Genomic DNA, 13834 nt, shown 5'->3' with positions numbered 1-13834 from the left:
GGGCGGGTACACGCAAGTGTGTCCGCCCGCTTCTTTGTTCGGGCAAGCCCCACAGACAGGCAAGGGACCCCGGCGCCCGAATCTCCGTGCTGCAGATGCGAAACAATTTGTCACGGAAAGGCAAGGCTGCGGACAACTTGCGCAAATAATGTCGACACGGTCATCGCGATACGCCTGCGCCACGCAGCGACAGGCGACGAGGTGACCGCAGGATGGAACACGAAGACACAAGTCAACATGAGGGTGTTCCAAATATGACGTTTCGTCTGCTTTCCGGCGTTGCCGGTCTCGCCGCTGCCAGCCTCGGCATGGCTTCTCCTGCGCTCGCGCAGGACGCTCCCGGCCCCATCACCGTTTCGGGCGAAGTCGCCCTCGTCTCGGACTACCGCTTCCGCGGCGTTTCGCAGACCGACGAGGAAATGGCAGTACAGGGCGGCATCAACGTCGAACATGAGAGCGGCTTGTACGCTGGCACCTGGGCGTCCAATCTCTCGGGCTGGGGCACTTTCGGCGGCTCGAACATGGAGCTCGACCTCTACGCCGGCTATGCCACCGAAATCGCCAGTGGCCTCAACGTCGACGTCGGCATGACCTGGTTCATGTATCCGGGCGGCGCCTCCGATACCGACTTCGCCGAAGTCTACGTCAAGGGTTCGACCACGTTCGGCCCGGCCGACTTCCTCGTCGGCGTCGCCTACGCGCCCAAGCAGCAGGCGCTCGGCAAGGTCTACAACAACGCCGCCAGCTACAACGCCGGCATCCCCGACAATCCGGGTGCCAAGTCGGACAACGTCTACATCTGGTCCGATGCCAGCGTCGGTGTGCCCAATACGCCGCTCACGCTCAGCGCGCACCTGGGCTATTCCAACGGCAACTCGGGCCTTGGCCCGAATGGCACGAGCATCGCGCCGACCGGTGAATTCCTCGACTGGTCGCTCGGCGCCGATCTCGCGCTTGGCCCGGTGACGCTGGGCGTCGCCTACGTCGACACCGACATCTCCAGCTCGGATGCCGCCTACCTGCAGCCGAACTTCGCCTCGTCGAAGGACGGCTCGAAGATCGCCGACTCGACGATCCTGTTCTCGATCTCGGCAGGCTTCTGACCTTGATGTCCCGCCCGGATGCGATGCGCGTCCGGGCGGGCATCTCCCTCTAGCTTCGCCGCGCGCCCGTCTGGCCGAAGCGCGCGACCAGATCGTAGAGATCTCCGCGAAAGTGCTGGCGCACGAAAGTGATGCTGTCCTTGCCGCGCCATGTCCTGCGCTCGACCAACAAGGTCGCCGTTCCGGGCACAACCTCCATCCAGCTTGCCACTTCGGCATCCGCACCTTCCGCCGCAATGCGCGTCTCGGCTTCGTCCCAGGGCACGTGCCGCAGCAGCCATGACCCCGGCGCCTGCTCGGCAAAATCGACGAATTCGATATCCGGCACTGCCGTCAGGTCGACCTGGCGATGCTCGACCGCAAAAGCCGCATCGTTGGCGTAGTGAACCCCTGCCAGAGACAGCACCCGCCCTCGCTCCGGCCCGAAAGGACTGTCGGGCCCTTCGGTGATCTCGCGCTTGCGCAAGCGATACTGGTGCACTTGTCCCCGCGCCGCGATCTCCTCGGCCAGGTCGGGAATGTCCAGCACCATCGAATGTACCCGCGGCCGGGACACGAACGAGCCGGCACGCTTGCGCCGCTCGATCAGTCCGGCGGCAGCGAGCGCGGACAGCGCCTTGTTCACCGTCATGCGCGAACAGCCGTAATGCGCCATCAGCTCCGCCTCGGTCGGCAGCCGCTCTCCCGGAGACAGCTCGCCCGAAACGATACGTGCCTCCACTTCGGCGCGAATGCGTTCGCCCAGCGGCAGTGTCATTGCGCCAGCCGCTTGAGGGTTGCCGCGAAGTGATCGACGATCGCACCGCGCCGGACATGGCGGCCATCCCGTACGATCCGGCAACCACGCCGCCACACGCTTTCGATAGCGCCCTGTCCGGCGGAAAATACGAAGGCATCGAGCAGCGCATCGTCGCTGCGCCCGATCAGCGACGGCGCATCGGCGCGCAGGCTCACCAGATCCGCCGGCGATCCCGGGGCAAGCGGCGCAGGAGCCGCCAGTGCCTGCGAACCGCCCGCCACCGCACCATGATACAGGAACCGACCGGTCGATCCTCCGCCCGGTTCTGTCAGGCAGCTGCGGCCATGGTGCGAAAGGCGCTGGCCATATTCGAGCAGGCGGAGTTCTTCGGTCATGTCGATCCGGACGTTGGAATCGGAGCCTATGCCAAAGCCCAGCCCACCTGCCAACGTTGCGGCAGCGGGAAAGATGCCGTCGCCCAAGTTCGCCTCGGTCATGGGGCAAAGCCCCGCAATCGCGCCGCTGCGGATCATACCCCTCCACTCCGCTTCGTTCACGTGGGTTGCGTGGACGAGGCACCAGTCGGGTCCGACCTCGGCATTGTCGAGCAGCCACTGCACCGGCCGCGCACCGCTCCAGGCAAGGCAATCGTCCACTTCGCGCTGCTGTTCGGCGATATGAATGTGCACCGGGCCATCATGCCCCAACGCGGTCACCTCGGCCAATGCGACGGGCGTGACCGCACGCAGCGAATGCGGGGCGATACCGAGGCGCGCATCGTGCAATCCCGCCAGCGCGTGCCGCGAGGCATCAAGCAGCCGCGCGTAACTCTCTGGATCGGTAACGAAGCGACGTTGCCGAGGTGAGGCAGGCAACCCGCCGAAGCCTGCCTGCGCATAGAAAACCGGCAACAACGTAAGCGCTATCCCGGTCTCGGCGGCGGCTTCTGCAAGCGCTGCCGCCATGCGCGCCGGTTCTTCGTAAGAATGGCCGGAAGGATCGTGATGCAAATAATGGAACTCGCCAACGCGGGTGAAGCCCGCCTCCAGCATCTCCATGTAGGCGAGCGCGGCGATAGCCAGCATCGCTTCGGGATCGAGCCGATCGACGAAGCGGTACATCGCCTCGCGCCAGGTCCAGAAGCTGTCCTTGCCCTCGCCGCGATACTCCGCAGCGCCTGCCATGCCGCGCTGGAAGGCGTGGCTGTGCAGGTTGGGCATGCCGGGCAGTCCGATGGCGTGGCGCCTGTCGCCGGGCCGCGGCGCGGCATCGGGCGTGATCGACACGATCAACCCGTCCTCGAGCACCAGACGTACGGCGCGCTGCCAGCCGCCGGGCAGGAGCAGGCGTTCAAAATGCAGCACCGTTTCCGTGTTCATGGCGCGACTCCATCGGCTCGATTTAATGTCTATACATTATTGCACGTCCATGCCAAGATTTCACTCTCGAAATGGAGGCCGCGATTCTCGTGAAGTGCGACAGGGTCTGGATGAATGCGCGTCTGGCGACGATGGCCGGGCCCGGTCTCGGCGTGGTCGAAAACGGCGTCGTGGCAGCGCGCGGCGGCCAGATCGCCTATGCGGGACCGCGCAGGCTGGCTCCGGACTTCGCTGCAGACGAGACGGTCGATTGCGCGGGTCGCTGGATCACCCCGGGCCTGATCGATTGCCACACGCACCTTGTCTACGCGGGCAACCGCGCGCAGGAATTCGAACTGCGGCTCGCCGGTGCGAGTTACGAGGAGATCGCTCGCGCCGGTGGCGGCATCGTCTCGACCGTGGCGGCGACGCGCGCCGCCAGCGAAGCCGAACTGGTCGCAAGTGCCCTGCCCCGCCTCGACGCGCTGATCGCCGAAGGCGTCACCACCATCGAAATCAAGTCGGGCTACGGGCTCTCGCTCGATGCCGAACGGCGCATGCTGCGCGCTGCCCGCCGACTTGCCGACGAACGCGCCGTCGGCGTGACAACAACCTTTCTTGGCGCCCACGCCCTGCCTCCGGAATTCGCCGGCAATGCCGATGGCTACATCGATACCGTGGTGCGCGAAATGATCCCTGCGCTTGCCGCCGAAGGGCTGGCCGATGCCGTCGATGCCTTCTGCGAAAGCATCGGCTTCACGCCCGCGCAGACCCGGCGCATCTTCGAGGCGGCGCGCCAGGCCGGCCTGCCGGTCAAGCTCCATGCCGAGCAGCTGTCGAACCGGCACGGCGCAGCCCTCGCTGCAGGTTTCGGAGCACTCTCGGCCGACCATCTCGAATGGCTCGACGATGCCGGCGTCGCCGCGATGGCCGGTTCAGGCACTGTCGCCACCCTGCTGCCCGGAGCCTTCTATTGTACCCGCGAGAGCCGCGTTCCGCCTATCGGAGCCTTGCGCGGCGCGGGCGTACCCATGGCGCTTGCTACGGACAGCAACCCCGGCACATCGCCGATGACGTCGCTCCTGCTGGCGATGAACATGGGGGCGACGCTGCTTCGCATGACTGTCGAGGAATGCCTGCTCGGCGTTACCCGTCATGCGGCCCTCGCACTCGGGCAGGGCGACAGGATCGGCACGCTGGAGGCAGGCAAGGCCTGCGACCTGGCAATCTGGGACATCGAGACCCCGGCCGAGCTTGTCTACCGCATCGGCTTCAATCCCCTTCACGCCCGCATTCGGAGAGGCCAGTGAATACCGTTACCCTGAAGCCCGGCAGCGTTCCGCTGGCCGAATGGCGCGCCATCTACCGGGGGGCGCGTGTCCGCCTCGATGCCGGGGCGAACGAGGCCATTGCCCGCGGCGCGCAGGCTGTGGCCCGCATCGTCGCGCGCGGGGAGCCGGTCTACGGCATCAACACCGGCTTCGGAAAGCTGGCCAGCATCCGCATCGAGGATGCCGACCTTGCCAAGCTACAGCGCAATATCGTCCTGAGCCATGCCGCCGGTACGGGCGAGCCGACGCCCGTCGAAGTCGTCCGGCTGATGCTCGCTCTCAAGCTCGCCAGCCTGACCCAGGGCGCATCGGGCATCTCGGCACGCACGGCGGGTCTGCTCGAAGCGATGCTCGAAAGGGACATTACACCGGTCGTGCCTTGTCAGGGGTCGGTCGGCGCGAGCGGAGACCTCGCGCCGCTTGCCCACATGGCGGCGACGATGCTGGGCGTGGGCGATGTCTTCGCGCGCGGTGAACGCATGGCTGCCGCAAGGGCGCTGGCCGATGCCGGACTGGAACCTGCCGAGCTTGGCCCCAAGGAGGGTCTCGCCCTGCTCAACGGCACGCAGTTCTCCTGCGCATGGGCACTTGCGGGGCTGTTCGAGACCGAACGCCTGCTGCAATCCGCACTGGTCGCAGGCGCCCTATCGACCGAGGCGGCCAAGGGATCGGACGCGCCCTTCGATCATCGCATCCACACGCTGCGCGGCCATGTCGGCCAGATCGCCGCCGCCGATGTCCTGCGCTGCCTCATGGCCGGTTCGGCGATCCGCGCCTCCCATGTCGAGAACGACATACGCGTGCAGGACCCCTACTGCCTGCGCTGCCAGCCGCAAGTCATGGGTGCCGCGCTGGATGTGCTGCGGCAGGCGGCCGGGACCCTTGCCATCGAGGCCAACGGCGTCTCGGACAATCCGCTGATCTTCCCTGAAACCGACGAGGCGCTGTCGGGCGGCAATTTCCATGCGGAGCCGGTCGCTTTCGCCGCCGACATGATCGCGCTGGCAATCTGCGAGATCGGCTCTCTTTCCGAACGCCGCACTGCCATGCTGGTCGATCCCGCGCTGTCCGGCCTGCCCGCCTTCCTGACGCCCGAGCCCGGGCTCAACTCCGGCTTCATGATCCCGCAAGTGACCGCCGCCGCGCTCGTTTCCGAGAACAAGCAGCGCGCCTATCCCGCCAGCGTCGATTCCATCCCGACTTCCGCCAACCAGGAGGACCATGTCTCGATGGCTGCGCACGGGAGTCGTCGCCTCGTGGCCATGGCCCGCAATGCCACCGCTGTCGTCGGCATCGAACTGCTGGCCGCCGCGCAAGGATGCGACTTCCATGCCCCGCTACAATCGAGCGAGGCGTTGGAGGCAGTCAGGCACGCCGTGCGCGCAAAGGTCCCTGCGCTTGGCCCGGACCGCCATTTCCATCCCGACCTGGAAGCGGCCAATGCGCTGATCCGTTCGGGCGCCATCATCTCGGCGGCAGGCGTCGAGCTGCCGGGCGTGGCATGAGCGACTGGCTCGACATAGACCGCGGCGATGCACCGCTGATCGTCTGCTTTCCGCATGGCGGCACTGCGATCCCGGAAGCCATCGAGGCGGGCCTGAGCTCGCCCTGGCTGGCGCGCAAGGATGCCGACTGGCACATCGCGCAGCTCTACGCCTTCGTGCGCGACATGGGCGCGACGACGATCCGCACCGCCATGTCGCGCACGGTGATTGACTGCAATCGCGATCCTTCCGGCCTCTCACTCTATCCTGGCCAGGCGACTACCGGCCTGTGCCCGACCGAAACCTTCGACGGTGAGCCTCTCTATTCGGCCACCCGGCCCGACGAAGCCGAAATCGCACGGCGCCGGGCAAACTGGTTCGATCCCTACCACGCGGCCCTGCGCGACGAGATCTATCGCCTGCGCACCCGCCACGATGACATCGTCGTCTACGACGCCCACTCCATCCGCAGCCGCGTGCCGCGCCTGTTCGAAGGCGAGCTGCCGCAATTCAACGTGGGCACCAATGGCGGTGCGACCTGCTCTCCGGCGCTACGCGAGGCCGTCGCCTCGATCTGCGCTGCCAGCGGGCACAGCCATGTTGTCGACGGGCGTTTTCGCGGTGGCTGGACCACCCGCCACTACGGCGCGCCCGACATCGGCATTCACGCGATCCAGATGGAACTCGCGATGCGCGGCTACCTTACCGAGCCCGAGGCGCCCTCGCCCGACAACTGGCCCGCCCCGCTTGGCACACAGCCCGCCGTCCTGCCCGTGCTGCACCGGATCATCGAAGCCTGCCTAGACTTCGCGAAAGGAAGATCATGACCCGCCTCGACAATTCGCGCCGGATCGTCCCTGCGACCGGAACCGAACGCACTGCGCAAAGCTGGCTCACCGAAGCGCCCTTACGCATGCTCATGAACAACCTGCACCCCGATGTGGCCGAGCGTCCCGAAGAACTCGTTGTCTATGGCGGCATCGGCCGCGCCGCACGTGACTGGGAAAGCTACGACCGCATTGTCGAGACGCTGCGCCGCCTCAAGGACGACGAGACGCTGTTGATCCAGTCGGGCAAGCCGGTCGGCGTGTTCCGCACCCATGCCGATGCGCCGCGCGTGCTGCTTGCCAATTCGAACCTCGTACCGAAGTGGGCGAGCTGGGAGCACTTCAACGAACTCGATCGCAAGGGACTGGCGATGTACGGCCAGATGACCGCAGGTTCGTGGATCTACATCGGCAGCCAGGGCATCGTTCAGGGCACTTACGAGACTTTCGTCGAAATGGGCCGCCAGCACTATGGCGGCGACCTCACCGGGCGCTGGCTGCTTACCGCCGGTCTTGGCGGCATGGGCGGCGCGCAGCCGCTCGCAGCGGTCATGGCTGGGGCTTCCTGCCTTGCCATCGAATGCCAGGAAAGCCGCATCGATATGCGTCTGCGCACAGGTTATCTCGACCATCGCGCCGCAACCATCGAGGATGCCATGGCGATTCTCGAAAGGGCGCGCGCCGAAGGCAAGGCCGTCTCGGTCGGCCTGCTCGGCAATGCCGCCGCGGTGCTGCCCGACATGTTCGCGCGCGGCATCCGCCCCGACTTGCTCACCGACCAGACGTCCGCCCACGATCCGGTGAATGGCTACCTGCCCCTGGGCTGGACCGTCGCCGAATGGGTCGAGCGCCGGGAACGCGAACCCGAAGCGGTAGCCAAAGCCGCCAAGGCCTCCATGGCGGCCCACGTTCGCGCGATGCTCGACTTCCATGAAGCGGGCGTGCCCACGGTCGATTACGGCAACAACATCCGCCAGATGGCCAAGGACGAAGGCGTCGAGAACGCCTTTGACTTCCCCGGCTTCGTCCCCGCCTATATCCGCCCGCTGTTCTGCCGCGGAGTCGGCCCGTTCCGCTGGGCCGCGCTTTCGGGCGATCCGGAGGACATCTGCAAGACCGACGCCAAAGTGAAGGAACTGCTGCCCGACGATACCCACCTGCACCGCTGGCTCGACATGGCGCGCGAGCGCATCCACTTCCAGGGCCTGCCAGCGCGCATCTGCTGGGTCGGCCTGGGCGATCGGCACCGGCTCGGACTTGCCTTCAACGAGATGGTGGCGAGCGGCGAACTCAAGGCCCCGGTCGTGATCGGCCGCGACCACCTCGATTCCGGTTCGGTCGCCAGCCCCAATCGCGAGACCGAGGCCATGCGCGACGGCTCGGACGCGGTTTCGGACTGGCCCCTGCTCAACGCCCTGCTCAATACCGCCAGCGGTGCAACCTGGGTCTCGCTACATCACGGCGGCGGCGTCGGCATGGGTTATTCGCAGCATGCCGGCATGGTCATCGTCGCCGACGGCAGCGACGCGGCAGCGAGGCGTCTGGAGCGCGTCTTGTGGAACGATCCGGCCAGCGGCGTTATGCGCCATGCCGATGCAGGCTACGAGATCGCGCTGGACTGCGCGCGCGAAAAGGGACTGGACCTGCCCGGTATTCTCGGCTGACGATTGCCTATCCCGCTCATCCCCGGCTAAAGGCACCGCCATGGACAGGTCACCCATTCTCGTCGTCACCACCGGCGGCACCATCGACAAGCAGTATTTCGACGCGCTCAGCGAGTACCAGATCACCGAAAGCGTGATCGAGAAGCTGCTGAAGATCGCGCGCGTGACGCATCCGTTCCGGATCGTCGAACTGATGCGCAAGGACAGCCTCGAGCTGACTGACGAGGATCGCGCACTGATCGCCGCGACGATTGCCAATGCGCCGGAGAAGCGCGTGGTCGTTACCCACGGCACCGACACGATGGCTGTAACGGCGCAGGCGTTGGCGCACCTCACCGACAAGACTGTCGTGCTGGCTGGCGCGCTGGCCCCGGCAAGGTTTTCGGAAAGCGATGCCGCGTTCAACCTTGGCATGGCCTTCGCTTGCTGTCAGGCGGCCAGCCCCGGGGTTTGGATCACGATGAACGGGTCGGTCTTCGATGGCCTGAAGGTCCGCAAGGATCGTGAGGCAGGCACTTTCGTCGAGGTCTGATTGACACCTTAGGTCCGCCACGGAACCGAAACGGACCCATCTTCCCTCAGAATACGCAGAGATCCGGAGCGACCCGTTCGCGCCTCTCCAATAAGTAGGCCCTTAGCCTGCAGATAGGAGGCGCAGGCCGTGGCTGCTCACGACTTTCGCCTTCTCCCCCGCTGTCGGCAACGGCAGATACGTCGCCCCGCACCCTCCCGTGCCCCGGTCGACATGGTGAAGGGAGCGTCGATGACTCTCGTGACACGGCTCGATACAGGCTTGGAGACTGCGCTGGCCCGCGCACCGATCGGTGCCATGTGCGTTGACGATACCGGCGTCGTCTCCTGGGCCAATGCCGCCCTCGCCGCGATCCTCGGGGAAAGCGATCCTGCCTCGCTGCACCAAGGACTGATCTATGCCCGGATGGCCGACGACGACGCGGACACGCTGCGCCAGATGCTGGACATGTCGGTCGAGGCTCGCGGCGGCCGCACATGGCAGTCCGCGCTTCTTGACATCGACGGCAACAACCATCCGGTCGACCTGACGCTGGGAGACGGTCCCGGCTCTGCCGGTCAGCACACCATCGTCTACGTCCGGAGCCTCATGCGACAAGTCGCCGCGGAACGCCGTTTCAGCCAGATCTTCGAGAATCTGCCGCTCGGTCTTCTGCTTGTCGACGACCGGCAGCGCATCGTCCAGGTCAACCGGACGCTGGCAGACGAGTTCGGCTACAGTCCGGAGAGCCTCGTCGGCCAGCCGCTCGATTTGCTGGTGCCGGATCGCTATCGCCATGGCCACGCTAGCCACGTCGATGGCTACATCGCCGCGCCCAGCTCGCGCATGATGGGTTCGGGGCGCGATCTGACCGGCCTGCACAGCTGCGGTGAGGAACTGCCGGTCGAAATCGCACTCACCCGGCTCGAACAGCCCGACCGGCCGCTGACCATGGCGATCGTCAGCAACATCTCGCAGCGCAAGAGCGCTGAAAGCGCACTGCAGCAGACCAATGCCCAGCTGGAGGAATTCACTTATGTGGCCAGCCACGATCTGCGTGCCCCCCTGCGCGGTATTGGCGACCTGGTGAGCTGGATCCGCGAGGATCTGGGCGAAGACAAGCTCCCGCATGACGTGCGCCACAACTTCGATCGCATCGCCACGCGCATCGCTCGCGCCGAGCAGATGATCGATGACCTGCTGGACTATGCCCGGGCCGGCACCCCAGATACGATGATCGAAGTGATCGATCCGCACGAACTGGTCGCGGAGGCGCTCGCTCATGCGATGGTGCCGGAAAGCTTCAGCGTCGAGTTGGACATCGCCGGCGGCCCCATAACGGCCCCGCGCGCGCCCCTCGCCACCTCCTTGCGCAATCTGATCGGCAATGCCGTGAAACACCACGGCCAGCGCTGCGGTAATCTGCGCATTACCTTGCGCGAAGAAGGCCGCTTCGCCGTCTTCACCGTTGAAGACGACGGTCGCGGCATAACCGAGGGCAACGAGGAACGCATCTTCAAGCTGTTCCACCGCGCTTCTCCCGGCACGGACGGTGACGGCGTCGGGCTCGCCTTCACCCGGCGTATGATCAACGCGCATGGCGGAATGATCACCGTCGTGCGCGGCAAGGGCAAACTGGCCGGTGCCTGCTTCGAAGTACACTGGCCCCGAATCCTGCTGCGGGAGAGGGACAATGGCTGAAACCGGCGAAATGGCCGAGGCCGATGACCGTGCTGCACTGGCCGATTGCACGGTCCTCATCGTCGATGACGACGATGTCGCCATCGAAGGCGTGCTACGAAGTTTTCGCAAGCATCACGTCCCCTGCAGGACGCTGACGGCCGGCGACGGGAGCGAAGCATTGGCGGTACTCTCGGGCGATCACCCCGACAAGAAGCTGACGACGCCTGTGATCGTCCTGCTCGACCTCAACATGCCGCGCATGGACGGCTTCCAGTTCCTCGAAGCCGTGCGCGCGGACACGCGATTGCGGCGCACGGTGATCTTCGTCCTTAGCACCTCCTCGCGCGATCAGGACCGCTGCCGCGCCTACAACGAGCAGGTGGCCGGATACATGGTCAAGTCCGAGGTCGGGCCGCAGTTCGCCCGCCTTGCGGAGTTCATGACCAAGTACACTTTGACCCAGGAACTCCCGTAAGAGCAGGCTTTCAAGGACCCCCACGATGAAAGGCTTTTCCAAGACCGGCAACGGCCTGTCCGCCCTGATCGTCGATGACGACGACGTCGATCGTGAACGGCTGATCCGCATGCTCAGGCGCTGCCCACGCGACATATCCATCACCGAAGCCACATCGCATGCCGAAGCGATGACGCTTATCCGCAAGCCGGCCAGCCACTTCGACATCGTCTTCCTGGACTTCGGCCTGCAGGATGGTGACGGACGCGATCTCATTCCCGCGATCCGTGACGAAATCGATCCCGACTGTCCGATCGTCGCCGTGACCGGAAACAGCAACGAACAGATCGCGGTGGATTCGATCAAGTCCGGCATGACCGAATTCCTCGCCAAGCGTCAGCTCTCGCAAGAACAGGTTCTTGCCTCGATCGAGGAAGGGATTGCCTGGCGCAAGTACCGGCAGGAGCTGCGCCGGGCGGAAGAGGAACTGACCCACCGCAGCCTGCACGATCCGCTGACGGACCTGCCCAATCGCACCCTTTTCTTCGACCGGCTCGGCCAGTGCTGCGCCCGCGCCCGGCGCCATGGCGATTCCTTTGCCGTACTGATGGTCGATCTCGACCGGTTCAAGGAGATCAACGACAGCCTCGGCCATGCCGCCGGCGACCTGACCCTGACCGTGATCGCCCAGCGCCTGCGCAGTCATTTGCGCGAAGTGGACACGGTCGCGCGACTTGGGGGTGACGAATTTGCCGTCATCCTGCAGGCCATCGATTCCACCGAACTGGCCCTGAAGATGGGCAGGAAGCTTACCGACCTGATCGAACAGCCGGTCGCCTGCGGCAACCACATGCTCAACGTGGGGGGATCGATCGGCATCGCCCTTTGCCCCGAGATGGGCACTGCCGCGCAGACCCTGCTCTCGGCGGCCGACGATGCGATGTACCTGGCCAAGCGCGGCATCGACAAGGTCGTGATAGCCACCGACAGCCAGACACGACCGGGCCCTTCGCTGGATCGCAAGGGTATGCTGGTGGAACTGGAAAACGCGATGTCATGCGACGCCGTCGATTGGCACTGGCAGCCCAAGGTCGAATTGCGATCGGGACGAGTCCTCGGTTTCGAGGTCCTCGTGCGCTGGCGCCATCCTAGCGGGGCGCCGGTGCCTGCCGACCAGCTGATCCACACCGTCGAGCAATCGCCATTGCTCGAATCCTTCACCAACCATTGCCTCAACAAGGTGCTGGGTCAGTTCGCGCAGATCCAGGACCGGATCGACGAGGCGACCATCGCGATCAACATATCGGCACGGATGCTCGAAAGGGCCAAATTCATCGAGAACCTGCCCCAGCTGATCGCCCGCCATGGCGTCAATCCACGGCGTCTGATTTTCGAACTCACCGAGACCGCACTGATCGCCAATCCGGCTCAGGCACAGCGCGTGATCGAAAGGCTGCGCGAAAACGGAATTGGCCTGTCCATCGACGACTTCGGATCGGGCTTCACCTCGTTCGGCTACTTGCGCGAATTTTCCATCAGCGAAATCAAGATAGACCGCTCATTCATCTCGCGCTTCACCGAAAGCCGGTTCGACCAGTCTCTGGTCAACAGCCTTGTCGTGCTTTGCGAGAACCTCGGCATCTCGCTTGTGGCCGAAGGCGTCGAAACACCCGAAACACAGCAGTTGCTCACCACCCTGGGCTGCAACGCCGGACAGGGATACGGGATCTGCCGCCCCATGCCTTACGAAGATGTCCTGCCCTGGATGACCCAGCGCGGCGACGCAACGCCGCAACACCGGCTGCGCGCATGAATCAAGCCGCAACCGGTACGATCAGAAACTCAGGGCCGCGCCTTGGGCTACCGTTTCCACGCGCCCGGCCACCCAGATCGAGCCGTCCGCTTCCTGCGAGCAGTGGACATGGCCGTCGGCACCGGTCCTCTGCCCCTGTCCGGCAAGGTAGCTGCCACTCGCCAGGCCTTGCCCGAACAGGTACTGCGCCACCGCGGCATTGAGGCTTCCCGTCACCGGGTCCTCCACCATCGCCTCGGTCGGATCGGCGAAGAAGGCCCGCACTTCGAATTGCTTGTCGTGCCCCGGCCCCCAGGCGCCAAGCAGGCCGACATCGGTGGGCATCGGCGCACGCGGCACCGGGTTTGCGGCCACCACCTGCTCGGCTGACTTGAGGTGAAGGAGCTTCCAGCCCGGTCCGTTATCGGCATGCACGGCTGCGATCACCTGGTCTTCCGCCACACCGGTAAGGCGGATGGCTTCGGCCCGGTCCTCGTCCGACAGCGGTCCGGTGCGCAGCAGGTCCGGTGCGCGAAATGCCAGCCGGTCGGCATCCTGCCGCACTTCGACAAGGCCTATGCCGCATTCCTGCATGATCCTGCCCGCATGTTTGGGAACACCGCCCGAGGCAAGCCAAACATGGGCCGTGCCCAGCGTCGGATGCCCGGCGAAAGGCAGCTCACCCGCCGGATAGAAGATACGTAGGCGGTAATCGGCGGCGGTGTCGGTCGGCGGCAGGATGAAGGTCGTTTCCGAATAGCCGAGCCATCGCGTCAACTTCAACATCGCGTCGGCTTCGAGATCCTCAGCTCCGCGCACTACGGCCAGGGGATTGCCGCTCAGCGGTCCGGACCCAAAGACATCGACGAGATCGATTTGCACCTAATG

The 13834-nt window shown here is 65.3% G+C and carries 12 protein-coding genes; 9 read left to right on the top strand and 3 right to left on the bottom strand.

The window, feature by feature from the left end:
- The first annotated feature begins 254 nt into the window (after window positions 1–254).
- On the top strand, window positions 255–1103 hold the full coding sequence (locus PP1Y_RS14945; RefSeq protein WP_041558890.1) for a TorF family putative porin: 849 nt from the start codon (window positions 255–257) through the stop codon (window positions 1101–1103).
- Window positions 1104–1152: 49 nt separating this feature from the next.
- Here the strand turns inward: PP1Y_RS14945 and PP1Y_RS14940 are convergent, their stop codons facing one another.
- On the bottom strand, window positions 1153–1860 hold the full coding sequence (locus PP1Y_RS14940; protein ID WP_013832982.1) for a GntR family transcriptional regulator: 708 nt from the start codon (window positions 1858–1860) through the stop codon (window positions 1153–1155).
- Window positions 1857–3221: a formimidoylglutamate deiminase gene (locus PP1Y_RS14935; protein WP_013832981.1), complete on the bottom strand. Its 1365-nt coding sequence runs from the start codon at window positions 3219–3221 to the stop codon at window positions 1857–1859. Before PP1Y_RS14935 ends, PP1Y_RS14940 begins: the two co-directional genes overlap by 4 nt.
- Window positions 3222–3310: 89 nt before the next feature.
- On the opposite strand from PP1Y_RS14935, the gene hutI reads away from it, so the two are divergent.
- The 8 genes from hutI to PP1Y_RS14895 all read left to right on the top strand — a co-directional run bounded on the left by hutI (window position 3311) and on the right by PP1Y_RS14895 (window position 12967).
- Complete coding sequence (gene hutI, locus PP1Y_RS14930) at window positions 3311–4510, top strand: imidazolonepropionase (protein ID WP_041559341.1); 1200 nt, start codon at window positions 3311–3313, stop codon at window positions 4508–4510.
- Entirely contained in the window at window positions 4507–6036 is a 1530-nt protein-coding gene (gene hutH / locus PP1Y_RS14925; RefSeq protein WP_041558889.1) for a histidine ammonia-lyase, read from the top strand. The genes hutI and hutH overlap by 4 nt, the downstream gene beginning before the upstream one ends.
- Window positions 6033–6842, top strand: coding sequence for an N-formylglutamate deformylase (hutG, locus tag PP1Y_RS14920; protein ID WP_013832979.1), 810 nt, complete (start codon window positions 6033–6035; stop codon window positions 6840–6842). The genes hutH and hutG overlap by 4 nt, the downstream gene beginning before the upstream one ends.
- Complete coding sequence (gene hutU / locus PP1Y_RS14915) at window positions 6839–8506, top strand: urocanate hydratase (protein WP_013832978.1); 1668 nt, start codon at window positions 6839–6841, stop codon at window positions 8504–8506. The genes hutG and hutU overlap by 4 nt, the downstream gene beginning before the upstream one ends.
- Before the next feature lie 40 nt (window positions 8507–8546).
- On the top strand, window positions 8547–9038 hold the full coding sequence (locus PP1Y_RS14910) for an asparaginase domain-containing protein (RefSeq protein ID WP_007011799.1): 492 nt from the start codon (window positions 8547–8549) through the stop codon (window positions 9036–9038).
- 231 nt (window positions 9039–9269) lie between these two features.
- Window positions 9270–10718, top strand: coding sequence for a PAS domain S-box protein (locus PP1Y_RS14905; protein WP_148274982.1), 1449 nt, complete (start codon window positions 9270–9272; stop codon window positions 10716–10718).
- Window positions 10711–11175: a response regulator gene (locus tag PP1Y_RS14900; RefSeq protein ID WP_148274981.1), complete on the top strand. Its 465-nt coding sequence runs from the start codon at window positions 10711–10713 to the stop codon at window positions 11173–11175. Before PP1Y_RS14905 ends, PP1Y_RS14900 begins: the two co-directional genes overlap by 8 nt.
- 25 nt (window positions 11176–11200) lie before the next feature.
- A complete protein-coding gene (locus tag PP1Y_RS14895; protein ID WP_041558888.1) occupies window positions 11201–12967 on the top strand; it encodes a bifunctional diguanylate cyclase/phosphodiesterase in 1767 nt (588 codons plus the stop codon).
- Window positions 12968–12988: 21 nt separating this feature from the next.
- Here the strand turns inward: PP1Y_RS14895 and PP1Y_RS14890 are convergent, their stop codons facing one another.
- Window positions 12989–13828: a PhzF family phenazine biosynthesis protein gene (locus PP1Y_RS14890; protein WP_013832974.1), complete on the bottom strand. Its 840-nt coding sequence runs from the start codon at window positions 13826–13828 to the stop codon at window positions 12989–12991.
- Window positions 13829–13834 lie beyond the last annotated feature (6 nt).

It is taken from the genome of Novosphingobium sp. PP1Y, assembly GCF_000253255.1.
Lineage (GTDB): Bacteria > Pseudomonadota > Alphaproteobacteria > Sphingomonadales > Sphingomonadaceae > Novosphingobium.
Note: the sequence above shows the minus strand (reverse complement) of the source record. Positions and strands in the feature narration are given on the sequence as shown.

Bases quoted from the DNA above. Each gene is read 5' to 3' on its own strand.
- PP1Y_RS14945 (WP_041558890.1), top strand. From the start codon at position 255: ATGACGTTTCGTCTGCTTTCCGGCGTTGCCGGTCTCGCCGCTGCCAGC.
- PP1Y_RS14940 (WP_013832982.1), bottom strand. From the start codon at position 1,860: ATGACACTGCCGCTGGGCGAACGCATTCGCGCCGAAGTGGAGGCACGT.
- PP1Y_RS14935 (WP_013832981.1), bottom strand. From the start codon at position 3,221: ATGAACACGGAAACGGTGCTGCATTTTGAACGCCTGCTCCTGCCCGGC.
- hutG (WP_013832979.1), top strand. From the start codon at position 6,033: ATGAGCGACTGGCTCGACATAGACCGCGGCGATGCACCGCTGATCGTC.
- hutU (WP_013832978.1), top strand. From the start codon at position 6,839: ATGACCCGCCTCGACAATTCGCGCCGGATCGTCCCTGCGACCGGAACC.
- PP1Y_RS14910 (WP_007011799.1), top strand. From the start codon at position 8,547: ATGGACAGGTCACCCATTCTCGTCGTCACCACCGGCGGCACCATCGAC.
- PP1Y_RS14905 (WP_148274982.1), top strand. From the start codon at position 9,270: ATGACTCTCGTGACACGGCTCGATACAGGCTTGGAGACTGCGCTGGCC.
- PP1Y_RS14900 (WP_148274981.1), top strand. From the start codon at position 10,711: ATGGCTGAAACCGGCGAAATGGCCGAGGCCGATGACCGTGCTGCACTG.
- PP1Y_RS14895 (WP_041558888.1), top strand. From the start codon at position 11,201: ATGAAAGGCTTTTCCAAGACCGGCAACGGCCTGTCCGCCCTGATCGTC.